Source organism: Azospirillum sp. CT11-132, assembly GCF_047302835.1.
In the GTDB taxonomy this organism is placed as follows: Bacteria; Pseudomonadota; Alphaproteobacteria; order Azospirillales; family Azospirillaceae; genus Azospirillum.
Window position 1 is genome coordinate 399,876 of the sequence record NZ_JBGLZA010000006.1, and the last position, 15,011, is coordinate 414,886.

At 66.6% G+C, this 15,011-nt stretch carries 15 protein-coding genes; 6 read left to right on the forward strand and 9 right to left on the reverse strand.

All coding sequences use genetic code 11. The features are described 5' to 3' along the window. Window positions 1–8: 8 nt before the first annotated feature. A complete protein-coding gene (locus tag ACCD06_RS25680) occupies window positions 9–494 on the reverse strand; it encodes a hypothetical protein (RefSeq protein WP_413344468.1) in 486 nt (161 codons plus the stop codon). 635 nt (window positions 495–1,129) lie between these two features. Between ACCD06_RS25680 and ACCD06_RS25685 the strand changes: the two genes are divergently transcribed. The 3 genes from ACCD06_RS25685 to pepN all read left to right on the forward strand — a co-directional run bounded on the left by ACCD06_RS25685 (window position 1,130) and on the right by pepN (window position 5,022). After that, complete coding sequence (locus ACCD06_RS25685; protein WP_109073016.1) at window positions 1,130–1,570, forward strand: hypothetical protein; 441 nt, start codon at window positions 1,130–1,132, stop codon at window positions 1,568–1,570. 25 nt (window positions 1,571–1,595) lie between these two features. After that, entirely contained in the window at window positions 1,596–2,213 is a 618-nt protein-coding gene (locus ACCD06_RS25690; RefSeq protein ID WP_109073015.1) for a hypothetical protein, read from the forward strand. Between the two features lie 139 nt (window positions 2,214–2,352). After that, window positions 2,353–5,022, forward strand: coding sequence for an aminopeptidase N (gene pepN / locus ACCD06_RS25695; protein ID WP_413344470.1), 2,670 nt, complete (start codon window positions 2,353–2,355; stop codon window positions 5,020–5,022). 137 nt (window positions 5,023–5,159) lie between these two features. On the opposite strand, the gene ACCD06_RS25700 is transcribed toward pepN, so the two are convergent. The 3 genes from ACCD06_RS25700 to ACCD06_RS25710 form a co-directional block, all read right to left on the reverse strand. Then, the gene (locus ACCD06_RS25700) at window positions 5,160–5,540 is read right to left on the reverse strand and encodes a c-type cytochrome (protein WP_109073013.1); all 381 of its coding nucleotides are present in this window, start codon (window positions 5,538–5,540) and stop codon (window positions 5,160–5,162) included. 130 nt (window positions 5,541–5,670) lie between these two features. Beyond that, window positions 5,671–6,381 carry an SRPBCC family protein gene (locus tag ACCD06_RS25705; protein WP_136703892.1) on the reverse strand — a complete coding sequence of 237 codons (711 nt, stop codon included), beginning with the start codon at window positions 6,379–6,381 and terminating at the stop codon, window positions 5,671–5,673. Between the two features lie 158 nt (window positions 6,382–6,539). Beyond that, window positions 6,540–6,998, reverse strand: a complete 459-nt coding sequence (locus tag ACCD06_RS25710; protein WP_109073011.1) for a hypothetical protein — start codon at window positions 6,996–6,998, stop codon at window positions 6,540–6,542. A gap of 211 nt (window positions 6,999–7,209) precedes the next feature. Between ACCD06_RS25710 and folK the strand changes: the two genes are divergently transcribed. The 3 genes from folK (at window position 7,210) to ACCD06_RS25725 (ending at window position 8,716) form a co-directional block, all read left to right on the forward strand. Continuing rightward, entirely contained in the window at window positions 7,210–7,740 is a 531-nt protein-coding gene (gene folK / locus ACCD06_RS25715; RefSeq protein WP_413344473.1) for a 2-amino-4-hydroxy-6-hydroxymethyldihydropteridine diphosphokinase, read from the forward strand. Between the two features lie 113 nt (window positions 7,741–7,853). Continuing rightward, on the forward strand, window positions 7,854–8,261 hold the full coding sequence (locus ACCD06_RS25720) for a dihydroneopterin aldolase (protein WP_413344475.1): 408 nt from the start codon (window positions 7,854–7,856) through the stop codon (window positions 8,259–8,261). Window positions 8,262–8,557: 296 nt separating this feature from the next. After that, window positions 8,558–8,716: a hypothetical protein gene (locus ACCD06_RS25725; RefSeq protein ID WP_167393189.1), complete on the forward strand. Its 159-nt coding sequence runs from the start codon at window positions 8,558–8,560 to the stop codon at window positions 8,714–8,716. Between the two features lie 155 nt (window positions 8,717–8,871). On the opposite strand, the gene ACCD06_RS25730 is transcribed toward ACCD06_RS25725, so the two are convergent. From ACCD06_RS25730 to ACCD06_RS25750, 5 genes are all read right to left on the reverse strand, one after another. Continuing rightward, a complete protein-coding gene (locus tag ACCD06_RS25730; RefSeq protein ID WP_413344477.1) occupies window positions 8,872–9,252 on the reverse strand; it encodes a response regulator in 381 nt (126 codons plus the stop codon). A gap of 16 nt (window positions 9,253–9,268) precedes the next feature. Continuing rightward, window positions 9,269–12,382: an efflux RND transporter permease subunit gene (locus ACCD06_RS25735; protein WP_413344479.1), complete on the reverse strand. Its 3,114-nt coding sequence runs from the start codon at window positions 12,380–12,382 to the stop codon at window positions 9,269–9,271. A gap of 4 nt (window positions 12,383–12,386) precedes the next feature. Then, window positions 12,387–13,541, reverse strand: coding sequence for an efflux RND transporter periplasmic adaptor subunit (locus tag ACCD06_RS25740; RefSeq protein ID WP_136703896.1), 1,155 nt, complete (start codon window positions 13,539–13,541; stop codon window positions 12,387–12,389). Between the two features lie 103 nt (window positions 13,542–13,644). Next, a complete protein-coding gene (locus tag ACCD06_RS25745; protein ID WP_413344482.1) occupies window positions 13,645–13,992 on the reverse strand; it encodes a hypothetical protein in 348 nt (115 codons plus the stop codon). Between the two features lie 94 nt (window positions 13,993–14,086). After that, window positions 14,087–14,962 carry a glycosyltransferase family 2 protein gene (locus ACCD06_RS25750; RefSeq protein WP_413344484.1) on the reverse strand — a complete coding sequence of 292 codons (876 nt, stop codon included), beginning with the start codon at window positions 14,960–14,962 and terminating at the stop codon, window positions 14,087–14,089. Window positions 14,963–15,011: the final 49 nt, after the last annotated feature.

Below are 15,011 nucleotides of genomic sequence, written 5' to 3' on the forward strand. Positions count from 1 at the left end.
CCACGCACTCACATCTGACCTATAATTTCACGCGACCGGTCGCGATATTCCGCTTCCGTGATAAGCTTCTGCTTTTTAAGCGAGGCCAAATCCTTCAATTTGGCCTCCGCATCTTCCTTGCTCAGGCGAGGCGCTACCGCCGGGCTCATGACCAGCGGACCGCCTTGCGAAGCGCCGCCGGTTGGGACGTTCCCGGCGTAAGGCGCCAAAACCACTGATACGCTGGACGGATACACATAAGCAGCACCGGAGCCCATATCGACAGCTGCGCCGATGATGCCTCCGGCAATGATGTTGCCAAAAGCAGCCCCTGCAGTGCTCGACGTGACCGAGGTGGAGCCCTTCGATCCATCGACATGTTCGCAGGCCACGGTCAAATCACCATAGGCCTTCGTAACGGTCGTCGCCCCCGGAGTCTTTGGAATTGTCCAACTGCCCTTCTCGTTCGATAGTTTGCATTCGGCCCCATCCTTGGACGGCGTATTCACCGCCACGGATTGCGTCGTCCCCGCAGTGATAGACGCACAGCCGGTGACAGCCAAAGCCCCACATAATGCCGCAAAAACCGTATTTCTCACAAATACCCCCAATCAATGCGCAATGACTCCGTCCCTTACCGGAGTTTGAACGCCTATCGTTCAGTGCAACCGTTCGATAATGAGGCCGCAATATGAGGCTGTCTATCGAAAGGCGCTGCAAGGTGCCAAACAGCTCAATCTGGTGGACCATCAATCTTGGAACATGCAATCTTCCCGCGACAAGCGAGGCGCGAACCCGACGGGGCGATGAGCTTGATAGAAGCCTTAAAGGAAATTCTCGAACGACGCGGTGGGGTGGATCTGCTTCTCTATGCCCCCAAGTCACCACTCCCGCCGCAATGTACACATTAAAACATGCGGGAGCGGCGCAGAGACTGTGGCGCGGTGGTCCGGGGCGACACAGTCAATACTCCGGCGTCGCGTTGGCCGGACTGAAGTTTGGGAAAAGCGTGGCGGATCGTTTGGACTCCAATTCTCTCAGCTCTCCCGCTCCCACCCCAAACCGCATACCATCATATGACCCCCACCCTTTTGCGCCTCCCCGATTGCTCTGCTAGCGTCCAATCCGGGTTACGGAAGGGGCGCGGACCATGGGACTCATCAGCTTTCTGAAAAAGACCGCCGCCGGTCATACCGACCGGCAGAAGCAGGCGCGGTACGACCGTGCGAATGCACGGGCCAACGAGTACATGGAGGTGGCGCAGTGGTATGCCGAGGAAGGCGACGGCAACCCGCGCATCCTGCAGAATTATCAGGAACTTGCGGCTCTGCCCTTCCGTCAGGGGCATGCGGCGACGCTGGTCGGCTACCGCAACGACATCACGCGCAAACTGGGCCACGCCGCCCACATCGGCACCCGGCAGAATCCGTGGATCGCCGCCTTCCTGCGGCCGGACGACGGCACCGTCTATTGCGCCTATGTGCTGCTGCGCGACGACAACCAGCAGTTCGCGCTGATGAAGGCCTACTGGTTCCTGTCCGGCAACGAGACGGAGGCCGGATACAAGCGCCCCGTCTTCGGCGTCCTCTGATCCATTCCGCAGGAAAGTCGCGCACATGCCGAACATCGCCGATCTGGTCGCGAACCCGGAAAGCTTCCTCAAGAACAACCTGATCTGGATCCAGTATCAATCCTACCAGCCCAACTACCGCGTCGGCGGCGTCAAGAGCTTCAGCCTCAGCGACGACGGCATGACCTGCACCCGCAAGGGCACCGGCATCGTCTCGCAATTCTCGACCAAGAACGTCGATGTCTGGTCGGTGCGCTACGACCAGGGCAACCGGCCGGGCAGCTGGAACGCCTACTGGTTGCCCTACGATCAGGATTTCAAGCATCTCGTCGTGCTGGAGGATGAGGCCGACGTGATGTTCACGCCGACGATGGACGGCTGCTCCTTCGGTTTCAGCGATCATGGCGGCGGCACCTACTCCGCCTCCCACGGCAATCTCCAAACCGCCCAGGGACGGATCGATGAGGCCGGGCTGCGCCAGGGCATGCGCATGCATGGCACCACCCTGCACAAGTCGCAATACATGAACGTGCCGGGCACCGACGCGGTCAAGGTCACGCTGGTGGGCGTGCGCAACGGCAAGAAATGGCGCTTCTTCTATCAGCAATACATCGACCAGATGGGCGCCTTCACCCTGCTGAAGGTCGCCCAGGTCAAGAGGTAGGGCATTCCCGGGCGCGCGCCGCGCCCCTCCCCCATTCCCACTCAAGACAGTCCGTTCCCGCCTTGCTACAGTCCTTGTCCCTCGGACCTGTCCCGACCGGCTTGATCCGCAAGACAGACACAGACCAGAGACAAGGCACATGGACAAAGGCACGCCGAAGGCCATCCGGCTTCAGGACTATCGCCCGCCGGCGCATCTGATCGACACGGTCGACCTGTTCGTCGATTTGGGCGAGGATGTCACCACCGTCCGCGCGGTGCTGGCGATCCGCCGCAACCCGGCCCGCCCCGATGCCGCGACGGAGCCGCTGTCGCTCGACGGGCAGAGGCTGGATCTGGTGTCGGTGGCGCTGGACGGACGGACGCTGGGGCCGGACGAATTCACCGTCACCCCCGATCACCTGATCGTGCTGGAGGTACCGGACAGCTTCACCCTGGAAACCATCGTCCGCATCAAGCCGCAGGAGAACACGGCGCTGGAAGGGCTCTACAAGTCCTCCGGCAACTTCTGCACCCAGTGCGAGGCGGAAGGATTCCGCAAGATCACGTACTTCATGGACCGGCCGGACGTGATGGCGCGCTACAGCACCACCATCACCGCCGACAAGGCGCGCTATCCGGTGCTGCTTTCCAACGGCAACCTCGCCGCGTCGGGGGAGCTTGAGGGCGGGCGCCACTGGGCGCGCTGGGAGGACCCCTTCCCCAAGCCCTGCTACCTGTTCGCGCTGGTCGCCGGCAAGCTCGTCCATGGCGAGGACCATTTCCGCACGGCCTCCGGCCGTGACGTCACCCTGCGCATCTATGTGGAGCCGGGGAACGAGGACAAGATCGACCACGCCATGCGCTCGCTGATCAAGTCGATGCGCTGGGATGAGGAGGTCTATGGTCTGGAATACGACCTCGACATCTTCAACATCGTCGCGGTCGGCGATTTCAACATGGGGGCGATGGAAAACAAGTCGCTCAACGTCTTCAACACCAAATACATCCTGGCCAAGCCGGAAACCGCGACAGACACCGATTTCCTCAACATCGAGGCGGTGGTCGCGCACGAGTATTTCCACAACTGGACCGGCAACCGCGTCACCTGCCGCGACTGGTTCCAGCTGTCGCTGAAGGAAGGACTGACCGTCTTCCGCGACCAGGAATTCTCGTCCGACATGCATTCCCGCGCGGTGAAGCGCATCGCCGACGTCCAGGGGCTGCGCACCGTGCAGTTCCAGGAGGATGCCGGCGCCATGGCCCATCCGGTGCGTCCGGACAGCTATGTCGAGATCAACAACTTCTACACCCCCACCGTCTACAACAAGGGTGCGGAAGTCATCCGCATGATCCACACCCTGCTGGGGCCGGAGAAGTACCGCAAGGGCACCGATCTCTACTTCCAGCGTCATGACGGACAGGCGGTGACCTGCGACGATTTCGTCGCCGCCATGGCCGATGCCAGCGGCGTCGACCTGACCCATTTCCAGCTGTGGTACCGCCAGTCCGGCACGCCGGAACTGGACATTGCCGGCAACTACGATTCGGCCGCCAAAACCTTCACCCTGACGGTGAAGCAGACGGTGCCGCCGACGCCGGGCCAGCCGACCAAGCAGCCGATGCACATCCCGCTGGTGGTCGGCCTGCTCGGTCCCGACGGGCAGGACCTGCCGCTGCGCCTGGACGGTGAGGACAAGGGCGAAGTGACGGGCGCCGGCACCAGCCGCATCCTGCATGTGACGGCGGAAAACCAGAGCTTCACCTTCCGCGACATCCCGGCCCGGCCGGTGCCGTCGCTGCTGCGCGGCTTCTCGGCCCCGGTGAAGCTGAAGACCGACCTGACCGACGCCGACCTCACATTCCTGATGGCGCATGACAGCGACGCCTTCAACCGGTGGGAGGCCGGGCAGATTCTCGGCACCCGCATCCTGCTGAACCTCGTCGCCGACCAGCAGGCCGGGCGCGATCTGGTGCTGCCGGAGGGCTATGCCGACGCCTTCGCCAAGATCCTGGACGATGCGCAGCGCGACCCCGCCTTCGCCGCCCAGGCGCTGGTGCTGCCGACGGAGGCCTATCTCGGCACCCAGATGCCGGTGGTCGATCCCGACGCCATCCACGCGGTGCGGGAATTCGCCCGCAAGACGCTGGCCGGGCGCCTGCGGGCCAAGTTCCTCGACCTCTACCGCCGCAACAGCAGCCAGGAGCCCTTCTCCGTCGATGCCGAGGCCATCGGCAAGCGGGCGCTGAAGAACCTGTGCCTTGCCTATCTGATGGCGCTGGAGGACGCGGAGGCGCTGGACCTTTGCCTGACCCAGTATCGCACCGCCCAGGGCATGACCGACGAGATCGCGGCGCTGCAGTTCCTGTCCAACGCCGCCTCGCCGGAAGGGGAGAAGGCGCTGGCCGACTTCTACGAGCGCTCGAAGGGCGAGGCGCTGGTGGTCGACAAGTGGTTCAGCGTGCAGGCGATGTCGCACCGCGCCGACACGCTGGCCCACGTCACCGCCCTGCTCGGCCATCCGGCCTTCGAGATCCGGAACCCGAACAAGGTATATGCGCTGATCGGCGGCTTCGCCAATGGCAACCCGGTCCGCTTCCATGACGCCAGCGGCGCCGGCTATCGCTTCCTGGCCGATCAGGTCCTGCGTCTGGACCCGATGAACCCACAGGTTGCAGCCCGGCTGATGGGACCCTTCTCCCGTCTGCGGCGGTATGACGCGGCCCGTCAGGGGCTGATGAAGGCCGAATTGCAGCGGATCGTCGCCACGCCGGGCCTGTCGCCCGACGTTTACGAGGTCGCCAGCAAGAGCCTGGAGGCTGCCGGCTGAGACTCGGGACCAAAGGACTAGGCCCAAAAGCAGAGAGGCCTAAAAACGAAGGGCCGGTGGCATCGCCACCGGCCCTTTCGCCGTCCGTGATCCCCCGGCCATGATGCCCTCGGGCGCCCGACCGGGGGAAAGCGGTCTTACTTCTGTTCGGACAGGAAGGCGATCAGGTCGGCGCGCTTGGCGTCGTCCTTCAGGCCGGCGAAGGCCATCGTGCCGCCCGGGACGATTTCCTTCGGCGCCTTGATGTAGGCGTCCAGGTTCTCCGGGGTCCAGACCAGACCGCCGGCGCCCTTTTCCTTCATCGGGGCCGAGTACTTGAAGCCCTCGATCGAACCGGCCGGACGGCCGACGACGCCGAACAGCGACGGACCGACCTTGTTCTTGCCCTGCTCGGCGGTGTGGCAGGCCATGCAGACCTTGAAGACTTCCTTGCCGGCGGCGGCGTCGGCCGCCTGGGCGGCACCGGCACCCATCACGACCGCGGCGATGGCGGCAACGCCCATCAACAGCTTCTTCATTCTTCGGCTTCCCTTCCGATGGATCCACCGGCCGACGGCGCCGGCCGGAATCGCGCGGCAGCATACACATTCCGTAAGGGGCTCAAACCCCCTTTGATGCCGCCGTACGACCAATGAACAATTTGCCGCGCTAATTCATCCAGGCAAGCGCCGCGAACAGAACCACAACCACAAGGAGCGCCGCCCACGGCACGTAGAAATTGCCCGTTCCGCCCCCCTTGCCACGGCCGACCGGCAGCGGCAGCGGGATCTCCGGCGGCGGTTCCGCCATGCGGGTGGCGGGCTTGGAGGCCGCGGCCGTCGCCGGTTCGGAATAGACGGCGGGACGGACGGCAGGCTGGGGGGCGGTGGCCGCTTCGGTTGCCCCCACCGGTTCAGCCACGGGCGCCGCCTCGGCCGGGGCGGGACCGACGATCTGGGTGAAGCGGGCGAAGAACTCCTCCGCCATCTTGCGGGCGGTGGCGTCGACCAGCCGGGAGCCGATCTGCGCCAGCTTGCCGCCGACCTGGGCCTTGGCGGTGTAGGTCAGCAGCGTGGCGCCGCCATCGTCGGCCAGCGTCACGGTGGCGCCGCCCTTGCCGAAGCCGGCGGCACCGCCCGACCCTTCGCCGGTGATGGTGTAGCCGTTGGGCGGGTCCAGGTCAGACAGGGTGACCTTGCCAGCGAATTTGGCGCTGACCGGGCCGACCTTGGCGACGACCTTGGCCGTCATCTCGGTGTCGGACTGCCGGACGACCTCCTCGCAGCCGGGGATGCACTGCCGCAGGATCTCCGGATCGTTCAGCGCCGCCCACACCGCGTCGCGGCTGGCCTCGATCCGGTGGCTTCCGCTCATATCCATGGTTCGTGGTTCCTCCAACCCAATTGCCAACCCTGATGCGGCCCTTTGCGGGCGTCTCTCGCCCCGGCTGCGGCCGGGGTTACGGTCGAGAATATGGCATTACCGGGCGCTGCGACAGCCCCGGCCGCCTCATCTCAAAGTCTTACGCGTGAACGTCCTCACCCGCGCGGCGCCATGCAGTTGCTGACGATCGGCGTGCAGGCCGACAGCGTGGCCCCGGCCGGGTAGCTGACCTGCTCCACCGTGCCGCGCGGGCCGATCACCACCGTCGCCTCGCAGCCGGTGGAGGTGCTGCCGCCGACCGGCACCCCGAAGCCGAGGCCGAGCCCAACCCCGCCGCTGCCGCCGAAGCTGCCGGCGCCGATGCCGATGCTGCTGCCGGGGCTGTAGGCCACCGCCGGGCGGGCGACGTAGGTGTAGTATTCGCGCCCCGCCGCCGTCGCCTGACGGTCCGGAACGCCGGCGCAGGCCAGCAGGTCGGCCTTGGGCATGCCGACCATAGCGGTCTGGGCGCGGCGCGCAATCTCCGGATCGGGACCGGTGGCGCAGCCGGCAAGGAGGACGGCCGTGCCGCCGAGAAGGATCATCGCAGCGCCCACGGTCCTTGCCTTACCCATGGCCTTACCCATCCCTTGGCCCATGTCTCGTCCTCCACCAGAATATCGTGTCATCGCCGGGTTCTTCTCAACCGGTTGATACAGTGCTGAAACCCCGCCGCCGCCCGTCCGTTCCCGGAAGGGTCTTTGCGGCCCGGAAGTGACGGACGGGCCCGGATTTGCTAGGAGTTCCGTCCCCTGTCCATACCAGCATATCGGAACCGCCGACGCCATGGCCGAGCTTACGCCCTCCCCTTCTCCCTCCGCCTCCGCCGTGACTGTGTATCTCGCGCTCGGCGGCAACATGGGCGACCGCGCCGCCAACCTCGCCGAGGCGATCCGGCGGCTGGGCGAGGCGGTGGAGATCGACGCCCAGTCGGCCCTGTACGAGACGGCGCCGATGTATGTGACCGACCAGCCGGCCTTCCTGAACATGGCGGTGCGCGGCACCACCCGCCTCGGCCCGGCGGAGCTGCTGCGCTTCATGAAGGAGATCGAGGCGACGCTGGGCCGCGATCTCGGCGGCCTGCGCTTCGGTCCGCGCCCCATCGACATCGACATCCTGCTCTACGCCGACCGCGTGGTGGCGGAGCCTGATCTGGAAATCCCCCACCCCCGCATGGCGGAGCGCGCCTTCGTGCTCTGCCCGCTGGCCGATATCGCCGCCGACATCGTCCACCCGGTGCTGAACCGGCGGATCGACGCCCTGCGCGACGAGGTTCCCGGCCGCGAGACCGTCGTCCGCATCGCCGACAAGCTTTGACGAACGCCTCGCCGAGTGCGGCGGCCCAAGTGCGGTGGCATGCGGCGGCCGCACCGCTTATAGTGCCGGCCTGAACGCAACGCCGGCGCCCGCCCGCCGGCCGGGAGAGTGTGTTGTCGGACGATAGCGTGAAACGGACCATGCTGGTCCAGCCGGGCGGCGCGCCGCTCACCTACACCATTCTGGTGCGCGGCTTCTCCGCCGCCGTGGCGCTTGCCGGCCGCACCGACCGGCCGGACGTCCGCTTCGACCTGACGCTGACCGTCACCCATCCCGGCCCCGGTTTTCCCGACGACATCGCCGCGGTGATGTCTTACGAGGACATCGTCGAAGACTTGCGCCGTCTTTGTGCCGAATCCAACGTATCGGGTGCCGAATACTTGGCCGATCGCGCCGCGGACCTCTGCCTGTCCCATGCCAAAGTGCGCCTGGTCCAGGTCGACGTCACCATTCCCGCGGCCGACTCGGGCGATTCGGCGGCCGGCACCAGCCTGACGCGCGGCCGGCCGGTACGGCCGTAACCGTGCCCGCCACCGCCGCGCGGCTGATCATTACTGCATGGAACAAAGATATAGCAGCTGTTGACAAAAGGACGGGTGACATTACCACCCCATCTGAGTTATGGTCGCCATATTGTATTTTAGACCCACAATCCGGGCCGGACGGGGTATATCCCCGGCGGCGATCCGGATACCGAAAGCCGAGACGAGCGCGCAGCAGGGATTAGGCCAATCGCCATTGCCGGCTTCGACCGTCCGCCGATCCCCCTTCCGGGACGGCAACGGCCCCCGGAAGCCGGACTCTAAGGGAGGGACGCATGGACCGCAGCACGACGCCGACCCTTTCCGAACTGCTCGAAGATCCGATCGTGATCGCCGTGATGGCGCGCGATGGGATCAGCCCCGACAGCGTCCAGCAGCTCTTCGAACGCCTCCGCCGGAGCCGACGAGTACAGGAAGAACGGCTCGCCGCCTGACCTGCGGGCACCCTGACCCGAGCGTCTGAGACGCTCCCGGATAGACTCCGGATAGGCATTGAATAAGGCCCGGTCAGGCAATCGGCTGGAACACCTCAAAACGAAGCGCCGCCTCCCACCGGAGGGCGGCGCTTAGCGCTTCGGGGAAAGGTGCCTCACCCCTCCAGAACCTCGCCCACGACCGCCATCACCTCGGCCGGGGTGAAGGGCTTGCGCAGGGTGCGGTGCGCGCCCAGCGCCTCCGCCACCGGCAGCACGTCCAGCGAGGCGCGGGCGCCGCCGCCGGAAATCGCGATGATCTTCAGCGCCGGCGCGCCGCGCCGCAGCTCCATGATCGTCGCCAGCCCCTCCTGGTTCGGCATGAAGATGTCGGTGATGACCAGATCGACGGGATGGCCGGCCGGGCGGTCGCGGAACCGCAACATCCCCTCCACCCCGTCGCGGGCGCCGACCGCCTCATGGCCGGCCATCGTCAACGTGCGCAGCAGCACCGCGCGGGCCACGTCGTCGTCGTCGACGATCAGCACGCTGGCCATGGCGCCGGTCCCCTCCTCACTCTGCCGGATGGGGCACGCCGTGGGCGGCGCCCCCATCGGCGCCCTGCTCCGCAGCCTCGTCCCGCATCGGCTTCTTGCGGGCGAGATAGCTGTAGACCGTCGGCACGACGAACAGCGTCAGCAGCGTGCCAAGCGTCATGCCGCCGACGATGACGGCGCCGATGGCCTGCCGGCTTTCGGCACCCGCCCCCTTGGCGTAGGCCAGCGGCACCGCGCCCAGCACCATGGCGCCGGTGGTCATCAGGATCGGACGCAGGCGCAGCACGGCCGCCTCCTCCACCGCCTTGCGGATGTCGGTCCCGGCGCGCTGGAGCTGGTTGGCGAACTCCACGATCAGGATGCCGTGCTTGGTGATGAGGCCGACCAGGGTGACGAGACCGATCTGGCTGTAGACGTTCATCGTCCCGCCGCTCATCTGCAAGGCGGCCAGCGCGCCGGTCATCGACAGCGGCACCGTCAGCATGATGACGAAGGGATCGATGAAGCTCTCGAACTGCGCCGCCAGCACCAGATAGATGAAGGCCAGCGCCAGCACGAAGACGAAATAGAGCCCGGTCGCCGATTCGCGGAATTCGCGGCTCTGCCCGGCATAGTCGGTCTGGGCGGTCGCCGGCAGCACCTTGTTCGCCGCCGCCTGCATCACCGCCAGCGCTTCGCCCAGCGAGGTTCCCGGCGCCAGCGTCGCGGTGATGGTGGCGGAGCGCAGCTTGTTGAAGTGGTTCAACTCCTTCGGCGCCACCCGCTCCTCGACCTTCACCAGATTGGCGAGCGAGATCATCTGCCCTGCACCGCCCGTCGCGCTGGTGCCGCCGCGCACATAGATGCCGGCGATGTCGTCCGGATTCCGGCGGTCGACATTGGCGACCTGGACGATCACGTCATACTGCTTGCCGTCCTTCTTGAAGCGCGTGACCTGCCGTCCGCCCAACAGCGTTTCCAGGGTGCGGCCGACAGTGTCGACATCCACCCCCAGATCGGCCGACTTGTCGCGATCCAGCGACACCCGCAATTCCGGCTTGTTCAGCTTCAGGTCGGTGTCGATGTTGGTCAGGCCGGGGAAGTTGCGCGCCTCCGCCATCATGGCGTTGACCATCGTCTGCAGTTCCTCGAAGGGCAGCGAAGTCTGGATAACGAAATTGACCGGCTTGTCGATCGGGCTCTGCCCCAGCGACGGCGGGTTGGTGACGAAGCCCAGGATGCCGGGGATGCCGAACATCTTGGGGAACAGCTGGGCGGTGATCGCCTGCTGCTTCACGTCGCGCTGGTCCCAGTCGATCAGGCGGACGAAGGCGATGCCCTGGTTCACCACGGGGAAGCCGACGACGACGAAGAACTTCTCCAGCACCGGGATCTGGCGGAACAGCGCCTCCATCCGCTGGGCGTAACCCATGGTGTAGTCGAGCGTTGAGCCTTCCGGCGCGATGGCGATGCCGACGATGGTGCCGCGGTCCTCGACTGGTGCCAGTTCCGATTTCAGCCCGGTGAACAGCACATAGCTGGCCGCCGCGACGCCCAGCCCGATCAGCAGCACCAGCGGCCGGGCCCGCAGGGACAGGCGCAGCAGCCCTCGGTAGCCGTTGGTCATCCCCTCCAGGAACCGCTCGATGGCGCGGTAGAGCAGACCGTGCTTCGTCTCATGCTTCAGCAGCTTGGAGCACATCATCGGCGACAGCGTCAGCGCCACGAAGCCCGACACGATCACCGCGCCGGCCAGCGTCAGCGCGAATTCGGTGAACAGCCGCCCGGTGCGCCCCGTCATGAAACCGATGGGCGCGTACACCGCCGCCAGCGTGATGGTCATGGCGATGACGGCAAAACCGATCTCGCGCGATCCCTTCAGCGCCGCCTGGAACGGGTTCATCCCCTCTTCCACATAGCGGAAGATGTTCTCCAGCATGACGATGGCGTCGTCGACGACGAGGCCGATGGCCAGCACCATCGACAGCAGGGTCAGCGTGTTGATGGAGAAGCCGAAGGCGTACATCAGGGCGAAGCCGCCGATCAGCGACACCGGGATGGTCACCAGCGGCACCAGCGTCGCCCGCAGCGAGCGCAGGAAGAAGAAGATCACCAGCACGACCAGGATGATCGCTTCGAAGATCGTGTGGAACACCGCATCGATCGACTTGGCGATGAAGACCGAGCTGTCATAGGCGACATCCACCCCCATGCCCTCCGGCAGGGCGGCGGTGATCTTCGGCAGCGCCTCGTTGACCGCCTTCGACACGTCCAGCGGGTTGGCGGTGGATTGCTTCACCACGCCGATGGCGACGGCGCCGCGGCCGTTGAAGCGGGCGCTGACCCGCTCGTCCAGCGCGCCCAGCTCCGCCCGGCCGATGTCGCGCAGCCGGACCAGATAGCCCGCATCGTCGCGCAGGATGATGTTCTCGAACTCGGCCGGACTGCGCAGGTCGGTTTCCGAGACCACGGTGAACTCGCGCGCCACGCTTTCGACGCGCCCCGCCGGGATCTCGACATTCTGCCGGCGCAGCGCGTTCTCGACATCCTGCGGCGTCACCCGGTAGGCGGCCATCCGCTGTGGGTCGAGCCAAAGCCGCATGGCGAAGCGGCGCTCGCCGAAAATGCGCACCTGCGCCACGCCGGGCAGGTTCTGCAGCCGGTCCTTGACGTAGCGGTCGGCGAAGTCCGTCACCTCCAGCGGCGAATGCCTGTCGGAGGAAAAGGCGAGATAGATGATCGGCTGGGCGTCGGCCTCCACCTTGGCGATGACCGGCTCGTCGATTTCCGACGGCAGGGCGGCGCGGACGCGGCCCACCCGGTCGCGCACATCGCTGGCGGCGACATCGACGTTGCGGTCCAGACGGAATCGCAGGGTGATCTGCGACTTCTCCGCCCTGCTGATCGAGGACATCACGTCGATGCCCTCGATGCCGGCGAGGCTGTCCTCCAGCGTCTGGGTCACCTGGCTTTCGATGATCTGGGCGGAAGCGCCCTTATAGGTCGTCTCCACCGTGACGACCGGCTCGTCGATCTTGGGATATTCGCGCACCGACAGACGCTGGTACGACACGATGCCGATCAGCATCAGGGCGAGACTCATCACCGTCGCCAGGACGGGACGGCGGACCGAAATCTCGGACAGGACCATGGATTCAGCTCCCGGCCGGCTTGTTCGGAACCACCGCCACCGGCGCGCCGTCGCGGATCTTCAGCTGGCCGGCGGTGACCACCATGTCGCCGGGGGCGAGACCCTTGGAAATCTCCACCTCCGCATTGCGGCGTTCGCCCAGCGTGACGCGGGTCTGCGCCACCTTGCCGTCCACCACCTTGAAGACATACTGGTCCTTGCCGAAGGCGACGATGGCCTGTTCCGGCACCAGCACCGCGTCGGGCACCGTAGTCAGCGTCAACGACACGCGCGCGAACAGGCCGGGGCGCAGCGAACCGTCCGGGTTGGGCACGCGGGCGCGGATCGCCAGCGCGCGGCCGTTCACGTCCACCAGCGGGTCGATGGCATAGACGGTGCCGTCGAAGCTGCGTCCGCCGAAGGCATCCACCGCCACCTTCACCGTCTGCCCGACCTTCACCGCCGGCAGGAACATCTCCGGCACGCGAAAGTCCAGCTTCAGCGTGTCGATGTCCTCCAGGTTGACGATGTCCTTGCCGGCCTGGACGAAATCGCCGACCGACACCTTGCGCAGGCCCAGCACGCCGTCGAAGGGCGCGGTGATGACCTGCTTGTCGAGCTGCGCCTTAGCCAGCTGCACCGCCGCCTCGTCGGCCAGCAGCTTGGCGGAGGCCTGTTCGCGGTTGCGCAGGGGACCGGAGTTCTGGCGCACCAGCTGGTCGGCGCGCGACAGCTCGGCGCGGGAAAAGGCGATGCTCGCCTGCGCCTGGGCCAGCGTGGCGCGGGCGATGGCGTCGTCCAGCCGGACCAGCACGGTGCCCTTGGCGACGCGCTGCCCCTCCTTGAAGGCGACCTCGCTGATGCGGCCGGCGATCTCCGGCCGGATCACCACCGATTCGTTGGACAGCAGCGACCCGACAGCGGTCACCGTCCGCTCCACCACCCCGACGCGGACCGGAACGGCCTCCACCGGCATCGGCGGCGCGCCGCCCGGCGGCTTGGCGCCACCCGAGGCTCCCCCCGAGGCGCCTCCGGGAGCGGGCGCACCGCCGGACACGGCACCCGTCACCATCGCGGTCAGCCCGGCGACGGTCCCGCCCTGCTTCACGAAATACCAGTAAGCCCCGCCGGCGAGAGCCGCCAGGACGAGAAGTGCAGCGATGCGAAGCGTGTGGCGCATGGAACCGGAATCCGGACGGGTTTCACCTTGCCGCAGCGCAACCGAAAAGGGCGCCGGGCAAACTGAACTATATCGTTCAGTTCACATCCGGAGTCGAGAAGGTTCAGCAATCAGAACCGTCCGCCGGTCCGTTTGTGACGGCCACGTCCTGAGGCCCACCGCTCTCCAGCCGGCCGGCCCGCATCGGCACCGTCCGGCCGCCGCACAGCGTCACCCACAGATCGGCGGGATCGCCGGCCGTTACCGGTTGGTCGCCGTCCATCCGGCGGACTTCTCCGCCCTCCAGATCGAGCCCCGGCGCGCAGCAGGGCGACTCGCCGGCCGCCACCAGCGCGCGGACGCGGCCATTCTCGATCCGGATGTCACGAAATCCGTCATGGACCCGCGCGTTCTTCAGCCAGAACTTCCCATTGGCGGGAATGCGGGCGAGGCAGCAGGTCGGGGCGTTCATGGAATTTACCCGTGTCCGGTCCGGCTATGTGCGACGCACCAAAGCTGACACAAAATGGTAAAGCAAAGCCAGCGGGAGCTTGGCCTTTACGGGTTTACCCCTCCCCCAGCGCCAGGAACTCCTGGAAATTGGCGCAGCGGCCGGCCTTGAAGGCGGCCTCATAGGCGGCGTTGCGGGCGCGCTTGGCGGCGATGGCCTGCGCGAACCGATGCCGAAGTCCGTCGTCGCGGATGCCCAGCCCGTCGCCGGCCAGCCGGTCCAGCACATGGCGGTAACAGCGCTCCGCCCGCTCGCCGCTGTCGGCGGAGAAGGTGATGGAGCCGGCGCGCTGGCGATATTCATAGAAGGGCGTCGCCACCAGCGGCACCGGGCCGGTGGCGTCGAGCACCCGGACATTGAAGACCACGTCGTCGCAGAAATTCACGTCCTCGTCCCAGCCCGGCACCAGATCGCGCCGCACCACTGGAAACATCGGCACGGAGGTCGCCACGAATCCCTCGCCGTCCAGCAGCGCCGGGGCCTGCCGCTCCTCATACAGGTGCAGCAGCGGCGAATCGTCCTCGTCGCGCACCACGGCGACATTGTCGAAGGCCGCACCATGGGCCAGAGCCAGCGGAGCCAGCGCGGACAGCCGGCCGGGGCGGAAGCGGTCGTCGGCGTCCAGCGGCGCCACCAGCGCCAGCCGCGCAGCATCCAGCCCGGCATTGCGCGCGGCGGGTGCCCCGGCCCCCACCCTGCCGGTGCTGGCGAAGACCAGCCGCGGGTCGTCGATTCCGGCGGCCTGCAGCGTCGGGCGGTAATCGGTGCCGTCGTCGCTGACGATCACCGCTTCCCAATCCGTCCAATCCTGGTCCAACAAGCTTTGCACCGCCCGGACGATGGTGCCGTGGGCGCGGTGGGCTGCGATGATGACCGATACGCCCGCCGACCTATCGTCGCAGGCACCCTGCCCCATTCCGGTCCCGGCCATTCCGTCGCATCCCAGTTCAATTGGCGGGCGGAGTTTGGCCGCGTCGGGC